We start from the raw sequence: 19,192 nt of genomic DNA, 5'->3' as shown, positions 1-19,192 counted from the left end.
TTCACTCTGCCGTGGAGGGCGTCGGCTCCGCCCGGGACGGTGCCGGCTCGGATCCCGACGGACCCAGGCGGCGGATCAGCCGTGCCGGCACTCCACCGTAGACGCCGTCCGGCTGGGTGTCAGCGCTGACCAGGCTGCCGGCGGCGATGACGCAGCCCTCACCGATGGTCACCCCGCCCAGGACGGTGACCCCGGCGCCGAGCCAGGCCCCGGCCCCGATCGTGATCGGAGCACTGCCGGGTGTTCCGGCGCGCTGCTCCCGCGGCCCCACCTCGTGGGAGGTGGGCAGCAGGCTGACCCCGGGGCCGAGGTGCACTCGGTCGCCGATGACGATCCGGGCGTTGGCACCGATCGTGGCGTTGACGTTGACGAAGGCCCCCCGACCGATCTCCAGGTGGTCGACGCCGCCGACGAAACGGATCCACGGGTAGACGCGGGCGCTGCCGTGCACCCGGACGCCCAGCGCCTTGAGCAGTCGCGCCCGGGTACGGGGAGCCCAGACCGGGCTGCCGGCCACCGAGCTGGCCAGCGCGCCACGCATCCTGCCGGCCATCTACGCCTGCCCGGTGGTGACGGGCGCCGACAGGTCGGCCGTGTTGCGCCGCGCCATCGCCACGACCCCCGGCAGCGCCTGCCGGATCGACTCGCGGGCAGCCGAGTCCGCCGGGAGGACCCGGTCGACCACCTCGACCACCTCCGCCGCGAAGCCGGGGGCTGCGTCGATGCGCAGCTCGGGCGTCCCGAACAACTGCATGAGGCCCTCGACCTTGCCCTGGGACGCCAGCGTGATCGCCGGGACGCCGTTCAGGAACGACATGACCGCCAGGTGCATGCGCCCGGTCACCGCGATGCTCGCCCGCGCGGTGAGCCCACGGACCTGCGCGGGGCTCAGGATCGACGGCACACCGCTCACGTCGGCCAGCTCCCCCACCCGCGCCATCAGGGCGGCGCAGGCCGCCATGTCGCCGGCCTGCGCCCGGTCGACGTGCGGGAGGACCAGCACGTGCAGGCCCCGCTCCCGCAGCGCCGCCACGATGCGGACGTACTCCTCGGTCTGGTCCATCCGGTCGGCCAGCAGCCCGCTGACGTTGACCAGCGCGACCGGCTTGGTGACGTCCTGCAGCAGCTGGTCGGCCGCTGAGCCGTCGACGCTCCGGGCGGCGAAGACGACGTCCGCGACCTCCTCGACCGGGGCGATCCCGTCCCGCCGGGCACGCCCGGCGGAGATCGGGTCGCGCAGCAGGAGACGCACCCCGTCGCGAGCCGCGGCCGCCAGCGACCGCCGCGCCGCGACCCGGGCGCGGTCGCTCCAGCTGAACCCGATGACCCGGGTCTCGACCCCGGCGCGAGCCGCGGCCCGGGCGAGGGTGGACCGGCGCACCGACGCCGGCAGCGAGTACCGGCCGTCCATCACGTCCGCCCCGAGGACGGACAGGTGCGCGGCCCCCGCGAGGGCGCGGCCGAACGACGCCACCGACGCCCGGTGGTCGGCTCCGGTCCCGTAGACCAGGTGCGGTATCTCCAGGACCTCCACCCGCTGCCGGAACTCCTCGGGCAGCTCCACCGAGGCGCGGTCGGGGACGACCAGGGTCACCGGCCCGGCGGTGTTCTCCAGCACCGCCTCGAGCATCGCCTGGTCCCCCACGTTGCCGCCGCCGGGGGCGGCCAGGAGCAGGTGCGTGGTCCGCTCGCCCGGCTCGGCGCGCACCCGGGAGCGGATGATCGTGCGGTCGACGAGCCCGGGCAGCCCCGACCCCACCACCGCTCGTCGCCAGATCCGCTGCGCGCGCTGGATGGCCTTGCTCATCGGTCGATGCCCGCCTTCGGGGTCGTGATCGGGTCGGTGGCCGCCGCGCCGGTGGCGGAGAGGGCGGCCGGGTCGGCGGTCTGGGCGGCCGGCGCGGTCACCGGCTCCTCGGCGTCGCCCGCCGTCCGGTCGGCCGGGCGGCGCTGCCCGCGTCGGAAGTACCTTCGCATCCCGGCGATGTCGCGCAGGTCGCGGCGGAACGTCGGCCAGACCAACGCGGTGAGACCGGTTGCGGCGAGCACGGCGGCGACCCCGACGACCAGGCGCAACGCGTGCGCGTCGGCCGGCAGCGCGACCGTGGACAGGTAGGAGAGCGCCGACGCCGCACTGAAGACCAGCCCGGTGCGGAGCCCGTTGCGGAACATCCGGCCGGCGGGGGCGTCGGAGATGCGCGCGATCCAGAGCAGCGCCACCGGCCACACCAGCGCCGCCCCGACCGCGTAGCCCGCCGCCACGCCCTGCAGCCCCCAGATGGAGCCGACCACGATGAGGACGGCGACCACGGGCCGGGTCACCAGCGCGTAGACGAACTGCGACCGCGTCAGCCCCTTGGCGAGGAACACCCACGAGGTGGCGTAGGTGGCGGCCTGGAAGAACCCGGCGACGAGCAGCACCCGGAAGATCGGCACCGCCTCCGTCCACTGGGACCCGAGCATCACGCGCACCACGGACGGGGCCTGTGCGAACAGCGCGGCGAACAGGCCGCCGATCAGGGTCAGCAGCGCGACCTGGCCGAAGCTGATGAACTCGGCGAACCGCTTCTTGTCGTCCTGGAGCCGGGAGAGGACCGGCAGGGCCACCCGGGTGGACGGTGCCTGGACCTGCAGCAGCGGCATCATGACCAGCTGGAAGGCGCGGTTGTAGATGCCCACGGACGCCACCCCGAAGCGGGCGCCCAGCACCAGGGTGTCCATGTTCCTGCCCAGGTAGTTGAGCAGGTGCGAGCCGAGCAGTGGCAGGCCGTAGCCGAGGAAGGGCCGGACGGACGCGCGCCGGTCCACCCAGCCCGGCAGCCACCGGTTGGTGGCCACCAGGAACACCTGCGCGACCAGCCCCTGGGTGAGCTGCTGGGCCACCAGCGCCCAGTAGCCGGCCCCGAGGACGGCGAGCACGATGCCGACGGTCACCCCGGCGACCTGCCCGCCGATCTCGGAGAGCGCCAGCTTGCCGAACCGCAGGTGCCGGGTGTGCATCGCCCGGTACTGGGTGGACACCCCGTTCAGCAGGAACGTGGCGGACATGACGACGGCGACGAGGGTGAGCCGGTCGTCGTCGAAGGCGAGAGCGATCAGCGGCGAGACGGCGCAGACGAGCCCGGCGAGGACCGCGCCGATGCCGGTGTTGAGCCAGAACAGGTTGTCCCGCTGCCCGTCGGAGAGCGTCTTCGCCTGCACGGCGGCCGAGGAGAGGCCGAAGTCCCGGAACAGCTCCCCGAAGCCGACGATCAGGGCCACGATCGCGACCAGGCCGTAGTCCTCCGGGTCGAGCAGCCGGGCGAGCACGACGATGCCCACCAGCTGGACGAGCACGCGGAGCCCCTGGCCGCCCAGGGTGACGGCGGCGCCCCGGGAGGCTGCCGCGGCCAGTCCTGGCTGACGTGCCGTGCTCGCCTCGGGGTCGGCGGTCACCCTCGCCCGCTGAGCGCTCGGGCCCGGCGGTAGGCGTCGCGGTGGTGGAGCCCGATCCGCGCCCAGTCGCGGTCGTCCAGCCGGGGCTCCGCGCTCGGCCGGGAGGCCGTCGAGGCGATCGCCGACCCGAGCACCTCCGGGGTCAGCTCACCGGAGTACTGCAGGATCCACCCGGGGCCCACCTCCTCGGCCAGCGCGGCGTTGGTCGGCGACTCCGGGACGAGCACCGGGCGACCGAGGGACAGCGCCGCGAAGAGGGACCCGGAGTTGTGCATGCTCCCCCGGTAGGGCAGGACCACCAGCTGCGACCGGCGGATCTCCTCGACCAGCTCCTCGTCGCTCACCAGGCGGAGCAGGGTGTCGATGCGGGGGTCGCCCTGGCAGGCCTCGTGCACCAGCTCGGCCTGGCCGGGGTGCGGGTTGCCCACGATCCGCAACCGGAGGTCGTCGCTGGGGAGGCCGCGGAAGGCCGCGATGAGGAGGTCGACGCCCTTGTACGGCCGGATGATGCCGAAGTAGAGGACCCGCCCCGGCTCCGCCTCCGGCTGCGCGTACCGGGAGAAGGGCTCGCGGTAGTGACCGTGCGGGATCGTCACCGTCTCGCGCCCGGCGGTGACCGGACTGGCCGGGTTGAGCCGGATGACCAGGTCGACGTGCCGGTAGAACCGGTCCAGCGACCGGTGGTCGGCCCGGCTGCCCTGCTCGTGCGGGTTGAGGTTGTGGGCCGTCCAGACCAGCGGGATCCGCCGCAGCCGCAGCCGCAGGAGCAGCAGGTCCAGCAGCCGGCGCTTCACGAAGCGCAACCACGGCCGCCGGCTGTCGCGGATGAGCAGCTCGGGCCAGTGCACGTGGAGCACGTCGTACCGGCCGAACAGCCCCGTCTGCCAGTCGAAGAAGCGGATGTCGACGTCCGAGGCTGCCCCGTCGACCATCTGGTCGGCGTACTGCGTGGTGCCGTCCGGCTCGCGCAGGGAGTGCAGCACCACCAGGCGCCGGTCGGTGCCGCTCCGCACGGCCGCCGGACGCATGGGCCGGCGGCCGGTCACGACCGGCCGGACCCGTCGCCAGGCACCCCACGGTCCGGCCTCGCGCACGCCGCTCCCCGCGCGGTCACGGGTGCCGCCTGCGGGACGACGGACCGGAGCTCGGTGCAACGGACATCAGGCCGAGGACGGGCGCTCACAGCCAGGAGGAGAAGGTGGCCGCCATGTCCGAGTGCGTCCAACCCGGCACGGTGTGCCCCTGGTCGTGGTACTGGACCCGCACGTCGGCCGCGACCGGCCGGGCGAGGTCGGCCAGCGCCAGGCCGTGCCGGGCCGGCGGGACGACGGGGTCCACGAGGGAGACCACGGTCTTGACCCGCTTGCCGGCCCAGGCGCTCTGCGGCAGGCGGGCGGGGTTCGTCGCCGCGATGAGCGCCGGGTCGTTCCCGTAGGGCGGGCCGATCCGGGCCGGGTCCCGCGCGTACAGGTCCTCCATGTCGTAGGTGGCGTTCGCGAGGTATATCCCGCGCATCCCGCGCACCATGTCGTTCGCGTACGCGTAGGTCATCAGCGAGCCGCCACCGGAGTTGGCACGGGCGAAGGCCACGCCGACGTTGAAGACGGCGCTGATGTACTTGTCCCAGTTGACCTGGTGGGTGAGGGCGGCCTGCGTGGTCCAGGTGCTGCTGCCACCGAAGTTGGGGCAGACGCAGACCGCACCGCGGTCGACCATCAGCATGGCGGGGTAGGCGTAGGCCCCGTCGAGCGCCGTGTGCGTGCTGCCGTTCGAGTGGTACAGCCAGGCCACCGCGCCGGGCTTCGGCGCCTTCGGTGGGGTGGCCCACGGCACGTAGAGCCGGGCCCGGTCCTTGCCCCAGACGACCTCGATCGCCTCGTACTTCTTCTTCCCGATCCGGGTGGTCCGGGTGTCGCTGCGGGAGACCTCGCCCGGCAGCTTCGGGATCGGGGTGTAGACCGGGGCGGCCTGGGCGGGCCCGGCACCGACAGCCACGCCGGCGAGCCCAGCTGCGGCGCCCATCAGGACGGCGCGCCGGCTGGCCAGGGGGCCGCGGACGGAGCGGAGGTCGGACGCGGTGACGTCCGGGTGGACTCGGGACACGGGCTGGGCCCTCCATGAGAACCGGGACGGGTGGTCGCACCGAGCCGCAGGACCGGAACGGGTGTACAGGAAAGCTAGCCCCCGCCGACCGCAGATGCCAGGGCCGACCTGGGGTCGAGCTCGTCCGGGTGTCACCCGGACGGGGGACGCCGCGACGCGGCACCGGACCCCGTCGAGCCCGGCCCGGCTCGTGCGCAGCCGCGAACGGCCGGCACCGCCGTCCCGGCACGTACCCTGGACGAAGGCCAATTCCCAGGCCCACGGCCCGCCGTGGCACCGTCCCGCGCCCGTCCCCGAGGAGGAACATGGCTTCGATCGCCATCCTGAGTCCTGCGCCGGGGGCCCGGGTCCGGGGCACGGTCGAGGTGCGGGTCGAGGTGCGCGGCGGCAGCAGGGTGAGCACTGTCACGGTCGCCATCGGGGACCCCCGGTTCGGGACCCGGCGGGCCGAGTCCGTGGGCGACCGGACGTACGCCGTCCGCTGGGACACCACCCGCAAGCTGGTGGACCCCGAGGTCCCCGCGCCGGCCGACGCACTCTTCTGGATCACCGCCTCGGCGGTCGTGGACGGCATCCGGGTCGAGGCGCCGCACGTCGCCGTCGTCACCGCCAACGACCGCGATGCCGCGCGTGCGGAGTCGGCCGGCGGCTGGCGGGAGGAGCTGGCCTGGGCGGCGGACTACAGCGGTTCGACCGAGCAGTGGCTGGCCAGCAACACGGCCGTCGTCGGGGCCGAGTACGCCTCCGTCGAGCCCGACCCGGTGCTCGGACCGGCGCGGCGGGCCGTCCGGGTCTCCGTGCCGGACAGCGCGCGGGGCGACCGCGACCAGCCGACGTCGACGACCGTGCGGTTCCAGTCCTCGAGCGTGTCCAACATCCGCGAGGGCGACGAGTTCTGCGTCGGGTTCGCCTTCCTGCCGCCGGAGGACTTCCCCTCCGTCCACCCCCGGGACGGCGTCCTCGCCCCCGGTGGCGACGCCTCCGGCTACATCGCGGTCTTCCAGTTCTACGGGCCGCCCTACGAGCAGGGCTCCCCGTTCGTGCTGCACACCGAGCGCCGCACGCCCGACGACCCGATCGACGAGTTCAGCGTGCGGGGCAACGAGCTGAACCCCGGCGACCCGGTCCCCTTCCTGTCCCTGCCCTACCGCCGCGGGCAGTGGACCGACGTGGTGTTCCGGATCCGGGCGTCGTCGTCCATCCGGTCCGGCTGGGTCGAGTGCCACGTCAACCAGGGGGAGTCCACGGCGGTCCGCCCGATGCACCTCGCCGACGGCCGGCTCCAGGTGCCCCGGGTGCTGCTCCGGCCGGACTCCGCGGACCACCGGACCGACATGCAGCTCTACCGGGTGGCCGGCCGCTTCGACCGGGTGACGTTGTGGCACACCGGCCACCGGATCGCCCGCACGGTCGAGGAAGCCGACCCGGGGTCCTACCGGAACGGGGTGCCGGCGTGATCGACCCGCACGGCCCGTCCCTCCGCGGCGACCCGCCGGCCGACCCCGACGGCCGGCCCGCCCCGGCCCGGGGTGGTCGGCCGGTCAGCCGTCGCGCCTTCCTGCTCGCGGGGGGCGCCGTCCTGGCGGGAGGTGCGGCCGTCGTGGCGGGGATCAACCGGCAGGGGACGCCGGAGCCCCCGCCGGTGCCGGCCCCCGCGCCGGCCCCGGAGCCGCCGGCGCCGTCGCTGCTGGTGCCCGGCTCCCTGGACGCGGTGCTGGCCGAGGCCGACCAGACCGCCGGTCGCCGGCTGCTCGGCAGCCCGTGGCGCGCCTGGTTCGGGGAGACCTCCGAGCCGTGGAGCGCCATCTACGTCAGCTGGCTGCTGCGCGACGTCGGGCTGCCGACGACGGCCGACCCGGTGACCCTGCACGCGGAGCTGCAGCGCGCCGGCCGGGTGGGCTCGGACCCGGAGCCGGGCGCACTGGTCTTCTACTCCCGCGGCGAGGTCAACCGGCCGCACCACGTGGGGCTGGTGACCTCGGTGACCCGTGGCGTCCCCCAGACGGTCGAGGGCGACCACCCCTTCTCCCTCCCCTACCCCGAGCGCTTCGTGCGCCGGTACGCCCGCCCGTGGGAGGACGAGGAGCTGATCAGCTACGGCTACCCTGCCTACGCCTGACCTCCCGGAGGAAACGTGCTGATCAGCGTCGTCCTGCCCGTCTACAACGACGAGGCCCACCTCGCCGACGCGATCGACCGGGTGCTGGGCCAGGAGGGTGTGGACGTCGAGCTGGTCGTCGTCGACGACGGCTCCACCGACCGGTCGCGGGCGATCGCCCGGGCCGCGGCCGACCGGGACCCCCGGGTCCGGTTCGTCCCCCTGCCGGAGAACGGCGGGGTCGCGCGGGCGCGGGAGCGCGGGGTGCGGGAGGCGACCGCGGACTGGATCTGGTTCGTGGACTCCGACGACAGCTGGCCGTCCGACGCCGCCGCGCAGCTCCTGGCCGCCGCGCTCGCGTCCCCCGACACGGACGTGGTGGTCGCCGGCGCGCGCGCCACCTTCGAGTCCGGCAAGGCACCCACCAGCACCGAGCCGCCGGCCGGCCCTCCCGTCCCGGGCCGGGACGCGTTCAGCCTCTTCCTGACCGGCCAGATCACCGGGCACCTGTGGAACAAGCTGTTCCGCCGGGAGCTGCTGGGCAGCATCGACTTCACCCCCGCCCGGGTCCAGTCCGACCTCGCCATGGTCGCCCAGGCGGTCGCCGGCGCCCGCTGGGTGGGCTTCCTGCCGGTCACCGTCTACGAGTACCGGGTGCGCAGCGCCTCGATCATCACCAGCCGGTCGCAGCGGGCCGAGTCCCTCGAGCTCATCGCCACCGCGGTCGAGTCCGCCGCCCGGCAGGTCGGCCCCGGGACGACGGACACGGCCGAGTACCGGTACTTCGTGACCCGCTACCTCACCCTCTCCGGGATCAAGGACGCCGTCCTGGGCTCCTACAGCCCCGAGCAGAGCGCCGAGCACCTGCGCCGGTTGCGCGGCCGGCTCGGCGTCCGGGAGCTGGTGCTGCTGGCCCGCCGGCGGGACGCCAAGCGACTGGCGTTGGCGGTGTCGGCCAAGGTGTCCCTCCCCGCCTACCGCCGGCTGCTGGCCGTCGCCGACCGGTGAGCGCCCGGGTCGTGAACGGTGCGTTACGGTTCTGCGGCTCCGTGAGCCGCCGGGCCGGCGCCTCCTAGGGTGCCGTCGAGGTGACCTGCGGACCTGCGCGTCCCGAGGTGCCGTCGACGCCACCGCCACCGCCGCCACCGTCCCCGAAAGGCGCCCGCATGACCAAGGTGTTCGCGATCGGCCGCGGCCAGTACGAGAACGTGGGAGACATCATCCTGCGCCGTCAGCTCCTCGACTGGGTCCGGCCCGTGGGCGAGCTGCACGTCTACGTGGGCGCCTCCCCCGCCGGCTACGACGAGGGCCTCGGGCTGCGGCCGGGAGACCGCGTCTACCGGTCGCTGCGGGCCTGGTACCGGGTGGCCCTCGCCTCGGCCGTGCGGGGCCAGGCGGCCTACGTCTTCAAGCCCGGGGAGATCCAGCTGACCCTCGTGGGCATGAAGGAGCACCTCTCCCTGCTGCCCCTGCTGGTGGCGCTGAAGCTGCGGGGCGGCGCGGCGGTCCGGGCCGGGGTCGGCACGCGCAACTACGCGGCCGTGCCCCGGGCCCTGATGCGCCCGTCGATCGCACTGTCGGACCGGACCCTGTGGCGCGACGACGCGACCGGCCGGTACATGGGCACCGGTGCGGTGATGCCGGACCTGGCCTTCGGCGAGGGGGCCGACGACGCCGCCGTCGCGAGGTTCGCCTCCCCCGCTCCCGAGCGGAACGCGCTCGTGGTCTCCATGCGCGGCGAGGACCCGGCGCGCCCCTACCCCAGCCAGGCCTGGCTGGACGGCGTCCGGGCGTACGCCGCCGCGCACGAGCTGGAGATCTGGGCCGTCACCCAGGTGTGGACCGACGAGGAGCGCACCCGGCGACTGGCGGCGGACCTGGGCGGGCAGGTGCTCGGCTGGGTCGGCCCCACCGGCCACGACGAGCAGGAGCGCCGGCTGCGCGAGCTGTACTCCCGCACCGCGATCGTCCTGTCGGACCGGCTGCACGTGGTCATCGCCGCCTTCACCGAGGGCGCGGTGCCGGTCGGCTCACCGGTCGAGAGCTCCGACAAGGTGGACCGGCACTTCACCACCATCGGGATCACGGGGGTGGCCGTGTCGGCGGCGATCGACTCCGCCGACGAGCTGGTGGCCCGACTGGAGGCCCTCGCCGGACGGCGGGCCGAGCTGTTCGGCGCCCTCCTGGACGCCCGGCGGCGGCTGCGCGGGCACCGCGACGACGTCCAGCAGGTGCTCTCCGGGCGCTCCCCGGCGGCGCCGGCCACCACCGAGCCGGTCGCGGGCTGACCGTGGAGACGTCCCGGCCGACCGTGCACCACCTGGGCCGCGTGGGCGACATCCCGGGCGGGATGACGCAGGTGATGAACGGCTACCTGGCGTGGCCCTTCCCGCGGGTGGACGTCGCGGTGATCACCTCCCGGGGGAACCCGCACGACCTGCGTGCTGCCCTGGTGAAGGCCAGCGGCGCGCTGGCCCGGGTGCTGCGGCTGCCCCGGCGGACCTCGGTCGTGGTGGCGCACCTGTCCGAGCGGGGGTCGTTCCTCCGCGAGGGCGCGCTGATGCGGGTGGCGCACGGTCGCGGGATCGCCACGGTGGCGCACCTGCACGGCAGCTCCTTCGCCGCCTTCGCCGCGGCGCACCCGCGGCTGACCGGCTGGGCGCTGCGCGGCGCGGACCGGGTGATCAGCCTGTCGGCCGAGTCCTCGGAGGTGGCGGCCCGCTTCGTGCCGGCCGAGCGGGTGGTGCTGATCCCGAACGCGATCCCCTCCAGCGCGCCCACGGCGAAGGAGGACCTGGTGGTCTTCGGCGGCGTCGTGTCGCACCGCAAGGGGATCGACGTCCTGCAGGAGGCGTGGTCCCGGATCGACGCCCCGGGCTGGGAGCTGGTCGTGGCCGGCCCGGTCCAGGACGCCGACCTCGTGCGTCCGGGCATCGGCGGGCTCACGATGGCCGGCTCGCTGGCGCACGAGGAGCTCATGGCGCTGCTGGACCGCTCCCGGGTCGCGGTGCTGCCCTCCCGGGACGAGGCGATGCCGATGTTCATCCTGGAGTCCATGGCCCGCGGCAACTGCGTCGTCTCCACCGACGTCGGGGGCATCGCCGCGGTCCTGGGCGACGAGCACGGCATCGTCGTACCGCCCGGGGACGCCGAGGCGTTCCGGGCCGCCCTCCAGTCGGTGCTCAGCGACCCGGAGCGCCGGTCGCAGCTGGCCACATCGGCCCTGCAGGCGTTCGAGGAGCGCTTCAGCGCCGACGCGGTGTTCCCCCGGGTCGAGGACCTGTGGCTCGCCGCGCTCGCCGACCGCCGTCCGTCCGGCCCGGGCACCCCGCCGGCCGGCTGAGCCTGCCGGCGATCCGTCGACGGGACCGAGGGCCCGCGAGGCGCACCATCGCGTCACCGAATGTGCGCGATGAGTGACATTTGAGAATGCAGATCGTGACTCCGCGATCACGGAAAGAAATGCGTGAGAACCCCTGTCCTTAGCAGAGACAGATGTGGCTATGGTGTCGACGACTTGACGAGTGGTCGACCACCTCGTTCGCACTCCCAGTGCGGATCAATGGTGGCCGAATTGCACTCACCTGTGTTGCCGTCAACCGTCGTCGAAGGGTCGGACATGCTCGTGGCCGACCCGCCGTCACCCTTCGGACCACCGTCTCGTCACAGAGTCCAGCCGACCCCCGAGACCAGGGATCGGTCGACGACTCACGATCTCGTGCGAGGCACCGTGGAAGGGGCGTTTTCCTGATGACAGGGACGAGACGGAACATCCTGAGCATGTCGGCCGGGGAGGTGCAGCGGCTCACCTCGGCGTTCAACGTGCTGAAGGCGAACGGCACCTACGACCACTTCATCCGCAAGCACGTCGAGGCGATGAACATCGCCACCCCGGCGGGTTCCACCCGCAACGCCGCCCATCGCGCACCCGCCTTCCTCCCGTGGCACCGGGCGACCCTGCTGGACATCGAGAACGCCCTGCAGGCCGTCGACCCGTCGATCGAGGGCATGCCCTACTGGCGGTGGCAGAACGACACGGCGCTCAACGGTGGCGACCCGCGACGCTCGCCCCTGTGGACCGCGGGGGGCATCGGCGGCGACGGCGACCCGGCCCGGGGCAACCGGGTCCTCAACGGGCCGTTCGCGCACTGGGTGGCACTGATCGTCAACAACAGCACCGGCGCCGTCGTCCCGCGCTCCACCCCCGGCCTGATCCGGCTCCTCGGTCGCGACCCCCGCGGGTCGAGCAGCCTGCCGACCCCGGGACAGGTCACCGACGCCATCGACCGCTACACCACCTACGACAGGTCCCCCTGGGACGCCAGCGTGGCCACCTTCCGCAACCGGATGGAGGGCTGGTCCGGAGGCCCCCGCATGCACAACCTGGTGCACCGGTGGGTGGGCGGCGACATGCTCGCCGGCACCTCGCCGAACGACCCGGTCTTCTGGCTGACCCACTGCAACGTGGACCGGCTCTGGTGGGTCTGGCAGGGGATGCGTGGCGTGAACAACTACCAGCCCGCATCCGGCGGCCCGACCGGCCACAACCTCAACGACACGATGCAGGGCCTGGTCGTGCCGCGGACGCCGGCCGACGTCCTGGACATCAACCGACTCAACTACCGATACGTCTAGGAGGACCAGGCTCATGGACCGCAGGCGATTCATGGTGGGGGCCTCCGTGGCCGTCGTCGGCACGGCAGTGGCCGTGACCGGCACCCCTCCGTTCGACGACATGCCGGCCGCTGCCGCCGCAGGCGAGGAACGCTTCTCGTCGCGGGGGCGCGCCGTCGTGATCCAGAAGGTCGGGAAGAGCGCCCACGCCGTGATCAACGGCCGGCACGGGGTGCACCTCGAGCGGATGCTCGACGGGTACGCCACGCACCTGCTCCCCTTCGGGACGTACAAGTCCCCGCGCAAGCTCGTCGAGGCCGTCATCCAGGCCGAGGACGCCGGGCTGCTGATCATCTAGCGGGCGTCCTCCTGACCGGACGCCACCGACCTCTGCAACCCCCTCGGGCGACTGCCCGAGGGGGTCGCTGACGTCCGTGGGCAGTCCGGACGGCGCGGGTCACCCGATGACGGCGGTGCGGTCCTGGCTGCCTCGCGGGGCGTCCCCCTGCCCACCTCACGGTCCTGAACGCGGACCTGCCGCTCCGCCACAGGGCGGAGCGGCAGGGATCCCGCGGCACGGCGCAGCGCGCCGGCGGTTGCGTCAGTAGGCGCCGGAGCCGCGGAAGACGGCACCCACGGTCTTCCACAGGATCATGAAGTCGAAGGCCAGGGACCAGTTCTCCACGTACCGGACGTCGATGCGCACCGAGTCGTCCCAGGAGAGGTCGGAGCGACCGCTGACCTGCCACAGCCCGGTGATCCCGGGCTTGACCAGGAAGCGGCGGTGCATGTCGAAGCCGTAGCGCTCGACCTCGGTGGGCAGCGGCGGGCGGGGGCCGACCAGGGACATCTCACCGCGCAGCACGTTGAGCAGCTGCGGCAGCTCGTCCAGGGAGTAGCGGCGCAGCACCCGGCCGACCGGGGTGACCCGCGGGTCGCCCTTCATCTTGAACAGCACGCCGTTGCCGTCGCTCTGCGAAGTCAGGTCCGGCACCATCCGGTCGGCGCCGGCGACCATGGTGCGGAACTTCAGCATCCCGAAGGTCTGCCCGTCCCGGCCGACGCGCTCCTGGCGGTAGAAGACCCCACCGCGGCTGGTGAGCCCGACGGCGAGGGCCAGGGCGAGGAGCACCGGCAGGATGACCAGGATGCCCAGCGTGGCCGAGATGCGGTCGAACGACTCCTTGGTGAGCCTGCGGACGCCGCGCAGCTCGGGCCGTTCCACGTGCAGCAGCGGCAGCCCGCACACCGGCCGGATGCGCACCCGGGGGCCGGCGATCTCGGTGACCGCGGGAGCCAGCAGCAGCTCGGCGCGGGTCTTCTCCAGGTCCCAGCCCAGCCGGCGCAGCGCCGGCCCGTCGAGTTCCGGGGAGGGCAGCACGGCGACGGTGTCGACCTCGTAGGCGTGGACGACGTCGACCACCTCCTCGAGGGTGCCGAGCACCGGCAGCCCGTCGAAGGCCTCCGGGGACTCGCCCTGAGGGGCAGCCGGGAGGCAGCAGCCGATCACCCGGTAGCCGTGATAGGCCTCGCGGTCGATCTGCGCGTGCAGCGCGGTGACCCCGCTGCGGTGACCGACGATGATCGCCGTCTGCAGGAAACGGCCTTCACCGCGGCGGCGGTGCAGCCACTGCCGCTGCGCGTAGCGCTGCAGCAGCGACAGGCCGGTGGCCAGGGGCAGGGCGACCACGATGAAGCCCCGGGCGAGCTCGAGCTTGAAGCCCCAGGAGACCGTGCCGACGAGGGCCAGCAGCAGGATGGCGGCGGAGAAGACCCGGCGGAACTCCTCCGGGCCGACCCAGAGGAAGCGCTCCTCGTAGCTGCGGCTGACGAGCATGAGGCCCACCCAGGCCACCGGGAGGATCGCGGCCATCCACAGCGACGCCTGCGAGCTGGCGGCCATCCCCTCGGGCCCGAAGCGGGTCAGGTAGCCGACACCCGCGGCGAGCCCGGCTGCGAGCGTGTCGCCGATCGCGATGCGCTGCACGTACTCGGCCCGCCAGGCCCGGCGGGCCAGGGTGCCCTCACCGCGCAGCCGGGACAGTGCGAACGTCCGGCGCCGGGGGTCCTGCGCCCGGTGCTTCGACGCCGTGCGGCGTCGAGTACGGACGGCGCTGTTGCGCTCGTCGATCATGCTCATGCAGTGCACCCCCGGGCGGCCGACGCCGTGTGGGGGGCGTGACCTGGTAGCCATGTCTGAGACGGACCGATGACTGCACTGTCCGACCGGCACGGGTGACGGTAACGAAGCTGTAGCGAAAGCGGCACCCCACGAGAATGGACATCCGACCGGGTTTCCATGTCGGCTCAGCAATTAGGCACAGTCGGTCATTCGGTCAATACTCACTGCAATCGGCACCCCGACATTGCGCCATCGGTGCACATCTGCACTTGCACGTGAAATGGATCACGAGCCGAGTTCCGCCATGCCCCTCGAGCGACGCGGCGTGTCAAATCCGACACGCCGTAGCCGTCTGGGCACAGCCTGCTACGACGGCTACGTTCCCGTCGTCGGCTGCTGACCGGCGCGAGGGGGGACGCAGGACAGTGCACACCGATCGACCTGGCCCGGAGACCTCTGGCCGCCACCGCCAGGTCCCGGCGCCCTCGGCCCTCACCGAGACCGGCCGGCACCGGGTGGTCCTCGCGCAGCCGGCCCTGCCCCCGTTGCCCGCCCCCCAGCAGCTGCGGCCGGTGCGACGACGCCACGCGGCGGACGAGGCGCCGAGCTCACACCCCGATGCGCGCCGCCGCCGCAGCCGGACCCCGCAGCGAGTGCTCGCCGGCGCGACGCTGCTGCTCCTCACCGTGACCCCGGTGCTCGCCCGGTCCACCAGCGCCCTGGGTCTGCACGACGCCGTCGCCGCCGAGATCGCCGCCCATCCCGACCAGGCCGAGGACACACTGGCGGCGCGGACCGGCGCCGGATCGCCCAGCCCGACCGGTGCGCCCTCCGCCGCCGGCGGTCCTGCCCCCGAGACGGCGCAGCCCGACCGCACGCCACCGGCCCCCGCGACCACCCGGGCGGACCGCTCCCCGTCCGGCACCGCCAGTGACCCGATCACCGCTCCGCCAGCCCCTGGCTCCCCCACGAACAGCCACCCCGCCGACGGGCCGGGCGCGACCGAGGCTGCACCGACGGAGCCGGCCCCGGCCGGACCCGGCCCGGCAGCGCCCGTGCCGACCGGTGCGACGCCGACCCCCGTCAGCACCCCGGGGACCAGCGCCCCGGTCGCTCCGGAGACCTCGGACCCCCCGGCGGCCGACGAGCCGTCCCGCGAGATCGTCCCGGTCCCCGACCTGCCGCCGTCCTCGCCGCCGTCCTCGCCGCAGCCCAGCCCGACCCCGTCGTCGCCCTCGGGCACGCTGGGGACGGCGGCCGTGCCGCTGCCCTCCGACCCGGGCCCGGTCGGGACGGCCACCGCGCCCTCCGCGACGGCGGAGGCGGCCGCCAGCACCGTCACCGAGCGGGACGGCTCGCTCGTCGCCCCCTGAGCCAGGACGCCGCCGACCACACCGACGAGCAGCGGCCGTTCCCTCCAACGGGGCACCCGGTGGCCGAGGACCTCAACCGCGCCGTCCCGGACGACGACATCACCGCCATGCCGATCGCCGCCACCCCGGTCGCCGACGAGGTCGGGGCCCCGCCCGACCTCCAGGCCACCGCCGCCGTCACCCTGCTGCCGCCCCGAGCCACCCTGCTGCTCCGGATGGCCGAGCAGGCGGCAGCGTCCGGGGTCTCCCCGGCGACGCTCGTGCTGGTCGGGCTGCTCCGGCGGGACACCGGCTGGCCCCTGCCGGGCAGCCACCTCGACCAGGTCGCTGCGGCACTGTCGGCGAACGTCCGTGGCGACGACTGGCTGGCCCGCTCCGGGCCCGCCGAGTTCGCCGTGCTGCTGGGCGCGGCCGAACACGACGCCGAGACCGCCGCCGACCGGCTGCTCGAGGTCGTCGCCGGCGCCGGCCTCCCCGGCGTCACCGCCTGCGCCGGGATCGCCGAACTCGCGCCGGACACCTCGTCCAGCGAGGTGCACCGCCGGGCCACCCTCTGCCTCACCGCGGCGCGCAGCATCGGCGGCGGCCGGGTCATCCGCTACCGCGGCAGCCGCCGCTGACCCCGCGCGTCCGCCGCAGCGGCGGGGTGGCCGCGAGGCCCTCGTCGCCGCCTCCAGGCCTGCCCCGTGCCGCCGTGTCCCGGCGGCGCGGGGCAGCTCCACGTACGGATCCCTCACCTGGTGAGACGCGCGATTGACGGGAGGGTCCGTGCGAGCGAACCTTGGCAGCGGGACCCTGCCGCATGGGCAGAGCGGCCGAGACGGGGGAACTCCGTGGCGTGGTGGTGGCTGCTGGTCGCCTGGCCCGTGCTGGGCCTGCTGGCTGCTGCCGTCTTCCACGTCGTCGTCGCGAACGTGCCACCGGACCACTGCTACGAGCTGCCCCGCGCCGCGCACGCCCACCGCGCCGGGGGCCGTCAGCTGGGGCTGCGCCGCCGGCCCGCCTCCCGTCCGCCGGCCGGCCGGCCGGGTGTCGCCACCACCCGGCACCGGCTGACCACCGCAGCCGGCACGGCCCGCCTGGTCCGCGGTCCGGTCCACCGGATCCCCCTGCAGGCGCGGCACGTCTCGCGACGCCGGCCGAGCACGTCGAGCCGGTCGCCCCTCCCCCGCGTGACCGGCGCGGCGGCGGGCGCGTGCTGCGGGACCCGGCGGACCGCCGACCGCGCCCTCCTCGCCGCAGGTGCACGGCGGCACGTCACCGTCGCCGTCCCAGCGGCGTCCCGCCAGCCATCCCGACCGGCCAGGCACCTCGGCGCGGGAGGAGTGCCCACCGGTCCGGCACGCCGCATCGGGTCGGCGTGGACCCGGAGAGGGGCCCATCGGTCGGGCCTGCACGGCCGCGTCCCACAGCGCCTGCTCGCCCTCACCGCACTCTCGGCCATCGCGCTCGCACCGGTCCTGGCCCGCTCCAGCAGCAGTCTCGGGTTCAGCGACCCGCTTGCCGCCCAGCTGGCCGCCAATCCCGACCAGGTCCCGGCGACCTGGGACGCCCTCAACCAGGGGGCCGCGATCTCCGGGCTCGCCACCCCTGTCGTCATCCCCGGCTGGGAGGCGCCCACGGCCGATCCCGTGCAGACGGACACCCGCGACCGGTCTCCGGAGGACGCCACGGAGTCTCGGCCCGGCACGTCCACGGACGAGCCGGACCGGACCGACACCGCACCTGCGACCTCGACGGGCAGTTCGACCAGCGAGCCGTCGACCGTGCCACCTGCCACCGTGACCGATGACCAGCCGCCGGCGAGTGACGCCGGGTCCGGCGGGGGCACCCGCACCACCGCGCCGACGCCGACGGACCCCGCCGACCCGGCTGACCCGGCCGACCCGGCCGACCCCACGGTGTCGCGCCCCACCCCGACGCCGACCCCGACCGACCCGGAGCCCACCCCGACTCCCATCCCGGAGCCGACCCCCACGCCCACCCCGGAGCCGACTCCCACGCCCACGCCGGAACCGACCCCCACCCCGGAGCCCACCCCCACCGAGCCCGAGCCGACCCCGACGGAGCCCACGCCGACTCCCAGCCCGACCGATCCGGTCGGGCCGACGGAGCCGACCCCGACGGAGCTGGACGACACGGTGGCCGACGACGCCTCATCGCCGGTGACGCCGTCGGGAGCTCCGGTCGAGCCCTAGGCACTCGACCGGCCGGCGGGCGCGTGCCCACCCCTGGTCACCCGCCGTCAGGGACGGGACAGCGAACTGCCCCGTACCACCGGCGTCGGCGGTACGGGGCAGTTCGGGTGGTGCGGGTGCTCAGCGGGTGATGGTGCTGGCCTCGTCCTGGCGCTTCTGTTCTTCGCGGGCGGCCATCCGGGCCCGCTGTGGCACGACCGTGTACTTCGGGTCGCGGGCGCTGGCCATGCCGGCCTCGAAGACGCCGAACCGGGTCAGCAGCGAACCGGCCGCCAGCAGTGCACCGGAGACGGCGGCACCGACCCGGGTGCGGCCGGCCACCACGGTGAGCCCGGCGCCGGTGGCGGTACAGGCCTTCGCGGCCTTCATCATCTTCCCGGCCTTGCCCAGCTGGTACGGCTCGCCGACGATGCCGTGGTCGTGCTCGACCTTGTGCATCGCGGCCAGCTCGACCGCCGCGCCGGCAACGGCCATCTTCCGGGCCGGCCCCGCCTCGGCGACCGGGGTGAACGCCATGCAGATGCCACCGCCGGCGGCCATCCCGGAGCCGGCGAAGACGAACGGCAGCTCCTTGTACGGCTCGTGCCACGACGGCACGGCGGTGTTGGCCAGCAGCACCGCCGTGTAGGTGGTCATCGGGCCACCGAAGACGGCCGAGGTGGTGCCCACGACCTTCCGCAACCCGGGGAACCACCCGGCGATCCGCGACAGCCCGAACTTCTGCAGGCCGGGGAAGGCCTCCAGCAGCTGGATGCCGGCGGTGACCGCGGTCAGGGCACTGAACGGCGCCAGGATGTAGGACCCCACCGACAGCGGCGACGTCGGCTTGATCACCCGCAGCATGTGCAGGAACCGCGCCGGCCGGCCCAGGTCGTGGATCAGCCAGACGACCGAGGCCAGCGCCCCACCGCCGGCCGTGTAGTGCGCCGCCCGGGTCAGTGCCGGGCGACCGGTCACGTCGGCGATCGCACCGAGCACCGCCGACGAGCCCGCGGCGCCACCGAGGAACAGGTAGAGCGGCACGTCCGGGGTCTTCCACACCGGCGGCTTGATGATCGGCCGGCCGTAGTAGGAGGTGAACTCCGCCTCGTCGACGGTCGGGTCACCGTCGCGGCCACCGCCGCGACGGCCGCCCTTGCGCCGCTTCTTCTCCCGCACCTGCGCCGGCGGGCCGTCGGCCCGCCGCCAGCCGGCGCCCGGCGTCACCAGTCCCTCGGTCACAGCTGCTCCTCCCACCAAAATGGCCATT

17 protein-coding genes are annotated in these 19,192 nt (G+C 74.3%); 10 read left to right on the top strand and 7 right to left on the bottom strand.

Annotated features, from left to right (window positions below; all coding sequences use genetic code 11):
* Position 1: 1 nt before the first annotated feature.
* From O2W20_RS11830 to O2W20_RS11810, 5 genes are all read right to left on the bottom strand, one after another.
* Positions 2-553, bottom strand: coding sequence for an acyltransferase (locus O2W20_RS11830; protein WP_269172425.1), 552 nt, complete (start codon positions 551-553; stop codon positions 2-4).
* Positions 554-1,807: a polysaccharide pyruvyl transferase family protein gene (locus O2W20_RS11825; RefSeq protein ID WP_269172426.1), complete on the bottom strand. Its 1,254-nt coding sequence runs from the start codon at positions 1,805-1,807 to the stop codon at positions 554-556. It lies immediately after the preceding gene.
* Positions 1,804-3,435: a lipopolysaccharide biosynthesis protein gene (locus O2W20_RS11820; protein ID WP_269172427.1), complete on the bottom strand. Its 1,632-nt coding sequence runs from the start codon at positions 3,433-3,435 to the stop codon at positions 1,804-1,806. Before O2W20_RS11820 ends, O2W20_RS11825 begins: the two co-directional genes overlap by 4 nt.
* On the bottom strand, positions 3,432-4,529 hold the full coding sequence (locus O2W20_RS11815; protein ID WP_269172428.1) for a glycosyltransferase: 1,098 nt from the start codon (positions 4,527-4,529) through the stop codon (positions 3,432-3,434). Before O2W20_RS11815 ends, O2W20_RS11820 begins: the two co-directional genes overlap by 4 nt.
* 85 nt (positions 4,530-4,614) lie before the next feature.
* On the bottom strand, positions 4,615-5,538 hold the full coding sequence (locus tag O2W20_RS11810) for a hypothetical protein (protein ID WP_269172429.1): 924 nt from the start codon (positions 5,536-5,538) through the stop codon (positions 4,615-4,617).
* Positions 5,539-5,843: 305 nt separating this feature from the next.
* Between O2W20_RS11810 and O2W20_RS11805 the strand changes: the two genes are divergently transcribed.
* The 7 genes from O2W20_RS11805 (at position 5,844) to O2W20_RS11775 (ending at position 12,608) form a co-directional block, all read left to right on the top strand.
* Positions 5,844-6,995: an Ig-like domain-containing protein gene (locus tag O2W20_RS11805; RefSeq protein ID WP_269172430.1), complete on the top strand. Its 1,152-nt coding sequence runs from the start codon at positions 5,844-5,846 to the stop codon at positions 6,993-6,995.
* Positions 6,992-7,657, top strand: coding sequence for a CHAP domain-containing protein (locus O2W20_RS11800; RefSeq protein ID WP_269172431.1), 666 nt, complete (start codon positions 6,992-6,994; stop codon positions 7,655-7,657). Before O2W20_RS11805 ends, O2W20_RS11800 begins: the two co-directional genes overlap by 4 nt.
* A 15-nt stretch (positions 7,658-7,672) precedes the next feature.
* Positions 7,673-8,644: a glycosyltransferase family 2 protein gene (locus O2W20_RS11795; protein WP_269172432.1), complete on the top strand. Its 972-nt coding sequence runs from the start codon at positions 7,673-7,675 to the stop codon at positions 8,642-8,644.
* Between the two features lie 158 nt (positions 8,645-8,802).
* Positions 8,803-9,924: a hypothetical protein gene (locus O2W20_RS11790; protein WP_269172433.1), complete on the top strand. Its 1,122-nt coding sequence runs from the start codon at positions 8,803-8,805 to the stop codon at positions 9,922-9,924.
* A 2-nt stretch (positions 9,925-9,926) separates the two neighbouring features.
* Positions 9,927-10,979 (top strand): glycosyltransferase family 4 protein, encoded by a 1,053-nt coding sequence (locus tag O2W20_RS11785; protein ID WP_269172434.1) that lies wholly within the window; start codon positions 9,927-9,929, stop codon positions 10,977-10,979.
* Positions 10,980-11,416: 437 nt separating this feature from the next.
* Entirely contained in the window at positions 11,417-12,271 is an 855-nt protein-coding gene (locus tag O2W20_RS11780; protein ID WP_269172435.1) for a tyrosinase family protein, read from the top strand.
* Between the two features lie 13 nt (positions 12,272-12,284).
* Positions 12,285-12,608, top strand: a complete 324-nt coding sequence (locus O2W20_RS11775) for a hypothetical protein (protein ID WP_269172436.1) — start codon at positions 12,285-12,287, stop codon at positions 12,606-12,608.
* 243 nt (positions 12,609-12,851) lie between these two features.
* Here the strand turns inward: O2W20_RS11775 and O2W20_RS11770 are convergent, their stop codons facing one another.
* Entirely contained in the window at positions 12,852-14,390 is a 1,539-nt protein-coding gene (locus O2W20_RS11770) for a sugar transferase (RefSeq protein WP_269172437.1), read from the bottom strand.
* A 554-nt stretch (positions 14,391-14,944) separates the two neighbouring features.
* On the opposite strand from O2W20_RS11770, the gene O2W20_RS11765 reads away from it, so the two are divergent.
* The 3 genes from O2W20_RS11765 to O2W20_RS11755 all read left to right on the top strand — a co-directional run bounded on the left by O2W20_RS11765 (position 14,945) and on the right by O2W20_RS11755 (position 17,943).
* Complete coding sequence (locus O2W20_RS11765) at positions 14,945-15,745, top strand: hypothetical protein (RefSeq protein ID WP_269172438.1); 801 nt, start codon at positions 14,945-14,947, stop codon at positions 15,743-15,745.
* Positions 15,746-15,804: 59 nt separating this feature from the next.
* Positions 15,805-16,365 carry a diguanylate cyclase domain-containing protein gene (locus tag O2W20_RS11760; RefSeq protein ID WP_269172439.1) on the top strand — a complete coding sequence of 187 codons (561 nt, stop codon included), beginning with the start codon at positions 15,805-15,807 and terminating at the stop codon, positions 16,363-16,365.
* A 213-nt stretch (positions 16,366-16,578) separates the two neighbouring features.
* Positions 16,579-17,943 (top strand): hypothetical protein, encoded by a 1,365-nt coding sequence (locus O2W20_RS11755; RefSeq protein ID WP_269172440.1) that lies wholly within the window; start codon positions 16,579-16,581, stop codon positions 17,941-17,943.
* Positions 17,944-18,063: 120 nt separating this feature from the next.
* Here O2W20_RS11755 and nrfD read toward each other — a convergent pair whose 3' ends face one another.
* Positions 18,064-19,164, bottom strand: coding sequence for an NrfD/PsrC family molybdoenzyme membrane anchor subunit (nrfD, locus tag O2W20_RS11750; RefSeq protein WP_269172441.1), 1,101 nt, complete (start codon positions 19,162-19,164; stop codon positions 18,064-18,066).
* Between the last annotated feature and the right edge of the window lie 28 nt (positions 19,165-19,192).

The organism is Modestobacter sp. VKM Ac-2982 (genome assembly GCF_026967935.1).
Lineage (GTDB): Bacteria > Actinomycetota > Actinomycetes > Mycobacteriales > Geodermatophilaceae > Modestobacter.
The sequence above is the reverse complement of the archived record's forward strand: the minus strand, read 5'-3'. Positions and strand labels throughout refer to the sequence as shown.